The organism is Pseudomonas putida (genome assembly GCF_028682455.1).
Classification (GTDB): Bacteria; Pseudomonadota; Gammaproteobacteria; order Pseudomonadales; family Pseudomonadaceae; genus Aquipseudomonas; species Aquipseudomonas putida_AA.
This window is the reverse complement of sequence record NZ_JANHLD010000001.1, coordinates 2,177,563-2,187,500: the sequence shown is the minus strand read 5'-3', so window position 1 is coordinate 2,187,500 and position 9,938 is coordinate 2,177,563. Positions and strand designations below refer to the sequence as shown.

7 protein-coding genes and 1 rRNA gene (1 of these 8 running past the window's edge) are annotated in these 9,938 nt (G+C 60.4%); 5 read left to right on the top strand and 3 right to left on the bottom strand.

Translation table 11 applies throughout. From position 1 onward, the window contains the following. Positions 1-560: ribosomal RNA gene (locus NPS58_RS10515) — 16S ribosomal RNA — on the bottom strand; it reaches 979 nt to the left of the window's first position. 551 nt (positions 561-1,111) lie between these two features. Here NPS58_RS10515 and NPS58_RS10510 point away from each other — a divergent pair. Both NPS58_RS10510 and NPS58_RS10505 read left to right on the top strand, forming a co-directional pair. Beyond that, positions 1,112-1,918, top strand: a complete 807-nt coding sequence (locus tag NPS58_RS10510; RefSeq protein ID WP_274115282.1) for an aminoglycoside phosphotransferase family protein — start codon at positions 1,112-1,114, stop codon at positions 1,916-1,918. A gap of 49 nt (positions 1,919-1,967) precedes the next feature. Next, a complete protein-coding gene (locus NPS58_RS10505; RefSeq protein ID WP_274115281.1) occupies positions 1,968-2,858 on the top strand; it encodes a formate/nitrite transporter family protein in 891 nt (296 codons plus the stop codon). Positions 2,859-2,864: 6 nt separating this feature from the next. On the opposite strand, the gene NPS58_RS10500 is transcribed toward NPS58_RS10505, so the two are convergent. Then, complete coding sequence (locus NPS58_RS10500) at positions 2,865-3,965, bottom strand: MBL fold metallo-hydrolase (RefSeq protein WP_274115280.1); 1,101 nt, start codon at positions 3,963-3,965, stop codon at positions 2,865-2,867. Positions 3,966-4,091: 126 nt separating this feature from the next. On the opposite strand from NPS58_RS10500, the gene NPS58_RS10495 reads away from it, so the two are divergent. Together NPS58_RS10495 and NPS58_RS10490 are read left to right on the top strand one after the other, a co-directional pair. Continuing rightward, the gene (locus tag NPS58_RS10495; RefSeq protein WP_274115279.1) at positions 4,092-5,168 is read left to right on the top strand and encodes a diguanylate cyclase; all 1,077 of its coding nucleotides are present in this window, start codon (positions 4,092-4,094) and stop codon (positions 5,166-5,168) included. Positions 5,169-5,225: 57 nt separating this feature from the next. Then, on the top strand, positions 5,226-7,808 hold the full coding sequence (locus NPS58_RS10490; protein ID WP_274115278.1) for a bifunctional diguanylate cyclase/phosphodiesterase: 2,583 nt from the start codon (positions 5,226-5,228) through the stop codon (positions 7,806-7,808). Here the strand turns inward: NPS58_RS10490 and NPS58_RS10485 are convergent. Beyond that, the gene (locus NPS58_RS10485; protein ID WP_274115277.1) at positions 7,805-8,386 is read right to left on the bottom strand and encodes a TetR/AcrR family transcriptional regulator; all 582 of its coding nucleotides are present in this window, start codon (positions 8,384-8,386) and stop codon (positions 7,805-7,807) included. The two genes, NPS58_RS10490 and NPS58_RS10485, sit on opposite strands and share 4 nt — an antisense overlap. Before the next feature lie 111 nt (positions 8,387-8,497). On the opposite strand from NPS58_RS10485, the gene NPS58_RS10480 reads away from it, so the two are divergent. Further along, complete coding sequence (locus tag NPS58_RS10480; RefSeq protein ID WP_274115276.1) at positions 8,498-9,934, top strand: amidase; 1,437 nt, start codon at positions 8,498-8,500, stop codon at positions 9,932-9,934. Positions 9,935-9,938 lie beyond the last annotated feature (4 nt).

Sequence of the window (9,938 nt, the reverse complement as noted above, 5' to 3'; positions counted from 1 at the left end):
GTAATTCCGATTAACGCTTGCACCCTCTGTATTACCGCGGCTGCTGGCACAGAGTTAGCCGGTGCTTATTCTGTCGGTAACGTCAAAACACTAACGTATTAGGTTAATGCCCTTCCTCCCAACTTAAAGTGCTTTACAATCCGAAGACCTTCTTCACACACGCGGCATGGCTGGATCAGGCTTTCGCCCATTGTCCAATATTCCCCACTGCTGCCTCCCGTAGGAGTCTGGACCGTGTCTCAGTTCCAGTGTGACTGATCATCCTCTCAGACCAGTTACGGATCGTCGCCTTGGTGAGCCATTACCTCACCAACTAGCTAATCCGACCTAGGCTCATCTGATAGCGCAAGGCCCGAAGGTCCCCTGCTTTCTCCCGTAGGACGTATGCGCGGTATTAGCGTTCCTTTCGAAACGTTGTCCCCCACTACCAGGCAGATTCCTAGGTATTACTCACCCGTCCGCCGCTGAATCAAGGAGCAAGCTCCCGTCATCCGCTCGACTTGCATGTGTTAGGCCTGCCGCCAGCGTTCAATCTGAGCCATGATCAAACTCTTCAGTTCAATACTGCTTGGGTTTTGAGAAAACCCTAAACTTGGCTCAGCAATCTCAAATGACTTATTCGAAGTCTTTCGACTTCTCGTGTAGTCACTTGTGATGCTGATAATCTTTTTGACTATCAGTCTGAGCTCACAAGCACCCACACGAATTGCTTGATTCGATTGTTAAAGAGCGTTGGCTGAAGTCTTTCGCTTCAACCGAGGCGCGCATTCTACGCTTTCCTCAGAGTGTGTCAAGCGTTTATTTTGAAGTTTTTTAGCAAAAAGCCTTTCAACTTCAACCGCTTAACTCGCTGCGATCTCTCGTCAGCGGGAGGCGAATTCTACAGCGTTTCAATTCGCTGTCAACCACCTTTTTCACCGCTGCCGATCTTTCGATCGAAGCCCCTCCAGCACCACCTGAAACCGCTAACTCTTTGAAACTCAAGGAGTTTTCGGTTCCGACTACGCCGGAAGTGGGGCGAATTATAGAGAGATAAAACGGCGCGTCAAGGACTTATTTCAACTTTGTCTCAAATACCTCTATATAGGTACATCACTTCAGGGAAACCTCCATGTTCGAACCCTACCTTCAGCGCTGGCAGTTGATTCCCGATGGTCCCCCCATCGTTACCGCCAGCAGCCATCTGCTTGCAGTGCTGTACCAAGGCGGGCCCGCAATGCTTAAAGTCGCCCAGGCACGCGAAGAACAACACGGCGCCGAAGTGATGACCTGGTGGAACGGCAAAGGCGCTGCGCAGGTATTGGCTCATGCCGACAACGGCCTGCTGCTGGAACGCGCGCTGGGCCCGGACTCCTTGACCGAGTATTGCGAGCAAGGACGTGATGAACTCGCCACCCGTATCCTGTGCCAGACCGTTGCGCAGTTGCATGCCCCGCGCAACAGGCCCGCACTACCACTGATTGAGCTGACATCCTGGTTCAACAGCTTGTGGCCTGCCGCCGACGCATTTGGCGGTATCTATAGATGCAGTGCCCAAATGGCTCAACAGTTATTGGCCACCCCACGAGACGAATGCGTGCTCCACGGCGATGTCCACCACGGCAATGTACTGGACTTCGGCGCACGCGGCTGGCGGGCCATCGATCCCAAGTGCCTCTATGGTGAACGCACATTCGACTACGCCAACCTGTTCTGCAATCCCTCCCCCCGCATCGCGACAGATGCAAGGCTCTTTAAGCAACGACTGGCGCTTGTCTGCCAGGTCGCCGCGCTACCGCGCGAGCGAATGTTGCAATGGATCGTTGCCTGGTGCGGTTTATCCGCTGCCTGGTTCCTCGAAGACGACCTGCATGAGCAAGCCGCCCCTCGCCTGAACGTGGCACAACTTGCACTCGAGGCGCTGGAGGCAGGCAACTAATCCGCTCACCGTCGATCTGTAGAGAAGGCCCTCCACGCGAGCCATAGCCATGAGCGATACAGAAAACGGCAAGACCCCAGGCCTGTCGGCGGATGAAGAGCAGGAAGTCAGCCACAACCAACCCCCACGCGCCGCCGTGTTGCACGAGATCATTCGCTACCAGGGTGATCAGGAACTGGAGCGTACACTCGCCGCCCTGTGGTGGTCGGCACTGGCGGCCGGGTTGAGCATGGGCCTGTCGATGATGGCCATGGGGCTTTTCTATGCGCGCCTGCCCGAGGGAGACAGCAGCCAGGTCATCGCCAGCCTCGGGTATTCAGCCGGCTTTCTTGCAGTCATCCTGGCTCGCCAGCAACTGTTCACCGAAAACACCCTGACCGCCGTGCTGCCGGTAATGACCGACCCGACGCTGAACAACGTCGGACGCCTGCTGCGTCTATGGTCAGTGGTGCTGCTCGGCAACCTCGCGGGCACCATACTGGTCTCCTACGTGATGCTGTACCTGCCGATCTTCGACAGCAAGACCGACGAGGCCTTTCTCGACGTCGGTCGCAAGGTGATGGAAAACGACCTGAACCAGATGTTCGCCAAGGGCATCATCTCGGGCTGGATGATCGCCACCATGGTCTGGATGATCCCCTCCATGGAGCACGCCAAGATCTGGATCATCCTGATGATTACCTACCTCATGGCGCTGGGCGACTTCACCCATATCGTGGTCGGCTCGGTGGAAGTCTCGTACCTGGCCTGGGCCGGCGAAGTCAGCTGGCAAACCTTCTGGCTGGACTTTGCCGCTCCCACCCTGGTCGGCAACATCATCGGCGGCAGCTTCATCTTCGCGTTGATCAGCCATGCCCAGGTGCGCAGCGACAGCGGCAAGCCACCCTCCCGACTACTGGACAAAAAAGAAGATAAAGCGCGCACTCCCACAGAGAAGTAGCGCCGTCTACAGGTCCTTCATGGCCATGACTCGCTCGCCCGCGCCTTGGAGCTGACGCTGTGGCTTGGGTAGCCACCAGGCCGGGCCACCATGAGGATGATCCAGGCTCACCCGCTCGCCCATCTGCGGCGTACTGAGCGGCACCTGCGCGGCATTGGCCAGGGCCAGAATACGATCGAAAGGTTCATGCCAGCTGTGGGTGGACAGATCAAAGGTGCCGTTATGCACCGGCAGCAGCCAGCGTCCGCGCAGGTCCTGATGCGCCTGCAGGCTTTGCTCGGGCTGCATATGGACGTTGGGCCAGTCACGGTTGTAGGCACCGGTTTCGATCAAGGTCACATCGAAGGGCCCAAACCGCTCGCCAATCTGCTTGAAGCCCTCGAAGTAACCGGTATCGCCACTGAAGAACAGCCGCAGGCTGTCATCCAGAATGACCCACGACGCCCATAGCCTGCTGTTGCTGTCGAACAACCCGCGCCCGGAAAAGTGCTGCGCCGGCGTCGCCACGAAACGAAGGCCCTCGATCCGGGTTTCCTGCCACCAGTCCAGCTGCTGCACCTTGTTCGCCGGCACACCCCAGTCGATCAGCAAGTCACCAACCCCCAGCGGCGCGATGAAATGCTCGGCACGATCAGCCAATTGCCGAATGGCGTGCTCATCGAGGTGATCATAGTGGTCATGGGAAAGGATCACTGCTGTCAGCGGCGGCAGTTGGTCGAGCGTGAGCGGAGGCTGATGGAAGCGTTGCGGCCCGGCCCATTGCACCGGTGAGGCGCGCTCGGCGAACACCGGGTCGGTGATGAAGAAGCGTTCGCGCAGTTTCAGCAGTACCGTGGAATGCCCCAGCCGCCACAAGCTGCGATCCGGAGCCTCCAGCAGTTGCTGGCGACTCAGGGGCTGTACGGCAATCGCCACATCCGGCCGGGTGCCCGGTGGTTTGCTGAGAAACAGAAACTTCAAACCGATGCGCAGCTTCTTGAACGCGCTGTCCTGGGGCAACTGCCGCAGGTTGTGATAGCGCCCATCCTGGCGTTGCGCCGGTTCACCAGCCTGTGGGGTCAAAGGGGCCATGAGCAGAAGCACTCCAAGGATGAGCGTAAGTTTCATGGTACCCCAAGGTGATTGCATCAACTATGAAATGGCCTATAAGGCCATTTTTCAGTAGCGTGCGATTGTTCGACAATATTCACCGCTGCCATGCGATAAACGGCGCCCCAGGACAGGCCAGCAACCATGATGGACAACAAGAACGGCAAGGGACTTTCATTTGTAAGAAGGATATACCCGCCGCGCATTATCGGCCTGGGCATCGGCATGTTCAGTGTAATGGCCGGTATCTCGACCCTGGATAAGCCACAGTGGATCTGGGGGTTGCTGCTGGTGAACGGACTGCTCTGGCCGCACCTGGCCTATCAGCTTGCCCGACGTGCCCCGGTTCCCTATCACGCCGAGTACCGCAATCTGCTGACCGATTCGCTGATGGGCGGTTTCTGGGCGGCAACCCTGCACTTCAATCCGCTGCCCAGCGTCACCATTCTCTCGATGATGGCGATGAACAATTTCGCTGCCGGCGGCCAACGCCTGTTTCTCAAGGGCTTGCTCGCCCAGGGCCTGGGTGCCGCCCTGTCCATCGCCTTGTTCGGCGCGGGGCTTCAACTGCAAGCGACCTCTCTGCAGGTCTACGCCTGCCTGCCCATGCTGACCCTCTACCCGATGGCTGTCGGCTGGGTCTGTTATCGCCTGGCCATGAAGCTGTCCGACCACAAGCGTCGTCTCAGCGCCCTGAGTCGGACCGACAGCCTGACCGGCCTGCTCAATCACGGTGCGTGGATAGACCTGTTGCAACTGAGGTTCCAGGCCTGCCAGCAACAGCACTGCGGCGCAGTCATCGCGATCATCGACATCGATCACTTCAAGTCCATCAATGACACATACGGCCATGTCGTGGGCGACTGCGTGCTGAGCCAACTCAGCAGCGAGCTCAAGCGCAACTTGCGCGAGGATGACCTGGCCGGTCGCTATGGTGGCGATGAGTTCTGTCTGATTCTCCCCGACACCAGCCTGGAACACGCCCGCCTGAGCATGGAGCGACTACGCGAACAGATCAGTAGCTACCGCAATCCGCAGTTACCGGCCCTGCGCATCAGCCTGAGCATTGGCCTTGCCAGCTACGACGCCAGCCTGAGCTCGGCGGAGGCCTGGTTGAACGAAGCGGACAAGGCCCTGTACACGGCGAAAAACAGCGGACGCGATCAAGTCAATTTTGCCCAGTTGGACCTCGCGCCCCTGAAGCTGGCCTATCCTGAGTGAACGTTCGCCCCTGCGGCACGGCCGCCAGGGTGCAACTCACCAAGGAGCAGCACGTGCATGGACAGGATTGTCGACGATTCGCCCACCAGCCCGCCCCCTCACCTGCAGACGCGTAAACTCATAGCCGGTATCGCTGTACTATTTGCCTTGGCGTGTCTGATCGCCCTCGGTGCCCTGTTCAACATTGCCTTCTCGCTGAACGCCAGCGAACGCGAAAAAAGCAGCTTCTATGCTCATAAGGCGCTGGAGCAGCGACTTGAAGCTTCTCGGCAGTTTCTCTCCAGCTATGCGGTATGGGATGCCGCCTACGACCACCTCAATGGCACCCCCGACCTGGCCTGGGCTTATGAACAGAAGAACGTCGGTGACTCGCTATACACCGCCAGCGGATTTGAAGGGGTGTTTGTGGTCGATGACCAACGCACGAAATACGCCCTGTTCAAAGGCCAGCTCAGCAATGCACCGGCCAGTACTTATATAGAAGAAGCCTTGGCACCGATCATTGCCCAGGCGCGTAGCGTCGCCACCGAGCGCCAGCAAATCAACCGGTATGTGCTGTTCAATGGTTGGCCGGCAGTAGTGGTGGCCGCCGCCATCCGCCCCGACGACGAGCAACTGGGCATTGATCCGCGCACCACCTCGGTGATGATGTTCGTCGACCAGCTGACCCCCGAGAAACTCAACGACCTGGGAGCCGGGGCCGGCGTGAGCGGCATGCGCATCGAAAAAGCAGGTGCCCTGGCAGACGATCAATCCAGCCTGGCCCTGGGCGAAACCGGCTACCGCCTGGAGTGGCTCACGCCGCGCCCCGGCGACCAATTGCTCTGGGCCGTGCTGCCCCCCTTGCTGGGGGCGATGCTGGTGCTGGGTCTGCTGATGGTCTACTTCTTTCGCTATGCCTTGCGCACCGCACGGCAAATCGACAGCTCGCTGCGAAGCCTGCAATCGACCAACCTGGCCCTGGAGGCCAGCGAGCAGCGCTTTCGTGCGGTAGCCGAGGCGGCGTCGGACTGGATCTGGGAAACCGACCGCTTCCAACGCCTGAGCTATCTTTCCCAGCGCTTCGTCACCGTCACCGGCTACAAGACCGAAGACTGGCTGGGCCAACCGATCAACCAGTTGCTCAGTTGCGAGACCACGCCACTGACGCTATGGCTGGATAGCCAGGCCGATCCCGATCCACAGCAAATGGCCAATCTTCGCTGCGCCTACCGCGATCAGAATGGCCAGCTCTGCTTTTGCCGGGTCTCGGCACGCTCGATCATGCTCGACGGCAAGCTGGCCGGCTTTCGGGGCACTGCCAGCGACATCACCGATGAGGTTGCCGCCCATGCCCGCATTCAGCATTTGTCGATGCACGATGCGCTCACAGGCCTTGCCAACCGCAACAAACTTTCGCGCTTTCTCGAGCAGGCGCTGCTCAAGGGCCAGGAGGCCCCGCCCTTGACACTGTTGCTGCTGGACCTGGACAGCTTCAAGCCGATCAACGACTCCCTCGGCCATGCCGCCGGTGACGCCGTGCTGCTGGAGGTCGCCGTGCGCCTGCGCGAATCGACCCGCGACGGGGACCTGGTGGCACGCCTGGGTGGCGACGAGTTCGTCCTGGTGATGAACGGCATGGACAGCCGCAATGAGATCGACCGCTTCTGCGCCCGCCTGATCGACAGCCTGCACCAGCCAATCCACTTCGAGGAACAGGCGCTGCACATCGGTGCCAGCCTCGGGGTGGCCCAGACCCGCCTGCAGGGCTTTGATGCCGGTGAACTGATTCGCTGCGCCGATATTGCCCTGTACCAGGCAAAGGCCGATGGCAAGAACACCTGGCGTTATTTCTCGCCAGAGATGAACGAGCAGATCCAGTACCGCCGCCAACTGGAAAACGACTTGCGCAAGGCCCTTAAAAATAATGAGTTCGTCCTGCACTTTCAGCCACGCTATCGCCTGGAGACGCTGGAAATCGTCTCGGTGGAAGCCTTGGTACGCTGGCAACATCCCATTGAGGGGTTGTTGGGCCCGGACACGTTCATCCCCCTCGCAGAACAGACCGACCTCATCGTGCCCCTGGGGCGCTGGGTTCTGCGTGAAGCCTGCGAAACGGCGCGCAACTGGCCGCAACATCTGCTGGTATCGGTCAACCTCTCGCCTGCGCAGTTCTCCCGCAGCGATGTGGTCAGCGATGTCTATGCAATCCTCGTCCAGACCGGCTTCCCGGCTCAGCGCCTGGAGCTGGAGATTACCGAGAACGTTATGCTCAACGACATCGAGGGCGCCCTGGGTACCATGACGGCCCTCAAGGAACTGGGGGTGCGCCTGAACATGGATGACTTCGGCACCGGTTATTCATCGCTGGGCTACCTGCGTACCTACCCCTTCGACAGCATCAAGATCGATAAGCGCTTCATCGCAGGCCTGAGCAGCGACAGCAATGACCGTGCGGTGGTCCAGGCCATCATCAACCTGGGCAAGGCCATGGGCCTGACCGTCACCGCCGAAGGCGTAGAAACCGAGCAGCAACTCAAGGCGCTGGGCAAGGAAAAATGCCATGAGGTCCAGGGCTACTACCTGAGCAAGCCGGTCGACAAAATGGCTTTCGAGCAACTGCTGCTCGACCACGACAGCAGCCGCTCCGGTGCCTCCTAGTTCGGCGCCAGCCCCAGGCGCTTGCGCACCAGGGTCAGCAGGTTGCTCGCAACGTCATCAAAGCCCTTGTTCTGCGCGACGATCTGCACCCCCTCCAACAGCAAAGTCAGTTCGAAGGCCGCCATCTGCGGCTCCTCCAGACCACTTTCTTCGCACAGGCGCACCAACCGATTCGCTTGCCTGCGCTTGTGCGCTTCGATCAGCGTCCGTGCCGGGCTGTCGCAAACCGGCAGCTCCGCCAGGGTGTTGGTGTAGGCACAGCCTCGGTGCGACGACAACACCGGCTCCTGCACCAGAAACTCGGCAAAGCCCAGGATCTGGCGCGCCGGCTGTCCGGCGAAACGCTCCGCCAGCTCGGCCCACACAGCGTCGTACTCCTCCATCAGCAGTTGCAGCCAGGACAGTACCAACGTGTCCTTGGACTCAAAATGCCGGTACACGGTCATCTTCGTGGTTTCGGCCTTGGCGGCAATGGCATCGACCGTGACACGGCTGATGCCCTCATTGAAAAACAGCTCGTGGGCGGCGTCGAGTACACGCTCGCGAGGCGGTAGGCGGGCGATTCGTTGCGAACGCATGGACAGGCTCCAGTTGACGACGATACCGGTTAGTATCAATCTATACCGATGGGTATCGTTCGATACCCATCGGTATTCTATCGTCAACCGCTGCTGTAACGGGAGTCCAAGATGAAGGTTTCAGAATACGTGGAATTCGATGCCATCGGCCTGGCGGGCCTGATTGCCCAAGGAGAAGTCAGTAGCAACGAGGTCATCCAGGCGGCGCACCGGGCAATCGAAGCCGTCGAACCCCAGGTCAACGCCCTGGCCGAACACTGGCGGGATGAACCCCTCCCCGCTCACTGCGACGCCCCCCTGCATGGCGTCCCCTTGCTGATCAAGGACCTGGCCATCAGCATGCAGGGCCGCTCCCATGAGTTCGGCAGCCGCCTGGCCCAAGGCACGCGCAGCGAAGCGGACTCCTTTCTGATGCAGCGCTTTCGCCGCGCTGGCCTGGTGACCCTGGGCCGCACCACAACGCCGGAACTGGCGATCAGCACCACCACCGAATCAAGGCTTTGCGGCCCAACCCGCAACCCCTGGGACTTGGACCGCAGTGCGGGCGGCTCCAGCGGTGGTTCGGCGGCGGCAGTCGCCAGCGGCATGGTCGCGGTGGCCCACGCCACCGACGGTGGCGGTTCGATCCGGGTCCCGGCGGCGGCCTGTGGCCTGTTTGGCCTAAAGCCCAGCCGTGGCCTGATCTCCATGGGGCCGTACCTGGATGAGGCGTGGAATGGTCTGGCCGTGCAAGGCGTGCTCAGCCGCTCGGTGCGTGACAGTGCGCTGCTGCTCGATTGCATGGCCGGGAACGAGCCTGGCGACCCCATCCCGCTCCCTTTCCCCCCCGGCCACTACTTCAACGCCGTTGCCCAGGCTCCCCGGCCGCTGCGCATCGCCGTGCAGCAACATCCGCTCAATGGCAAGCGCAGTAACGACGCGATGCGCCTGGCCCTGGACTCCCTGGTGACAACACTGGAGGGTCTGGGTCATCGCTGCGAGCTGATCGAACCGAATATGGGGCTCGGCTGGGATGCGTTCGTGCAGATGAATGCCTGCTTCTGGGCGACCAACACCTCAGCCTGGCTCGAGGCACTGAGCAGCGAAACAGGTCGCCCGCTCAACGGCGACTGGCTGGAACCCGCCACCCTGGCCATGCATGAATACGGTAAAGCCTTGCGCGCCACCGACCTGCTGGCGGCCATGGACCAACGCAACCTGGTCAGTCGGAGCATGGCCGGTTTCTTCCAGCGCCATGACGTGCTGCTCAGCCCGAGCCTTGCTGAATTTCCCGCCGTGATCGGCGCCTACAACGCCGGCCAGGAACAACTCGATGGCCTTGGCTGGATGCACCGAGTGTTCGACCATTCGCCCTTTACGGCCTTGGCCAACATCTGTGGCACAGCGTCAATGTCGGTGCCCTTGTACCAGGACCCGGCCAGTGGCTTGCCGATCGGCATGCAGTTCAGCGCCGGCGCAGCCGGTGATGCCCTGCTGTTGAGCCTGGCCGGGCAACTGGAGCAAGCACTGCCCTGGGCCGCGAGGCGTCCCGCGGTGTGGGCGGCGTAGCACC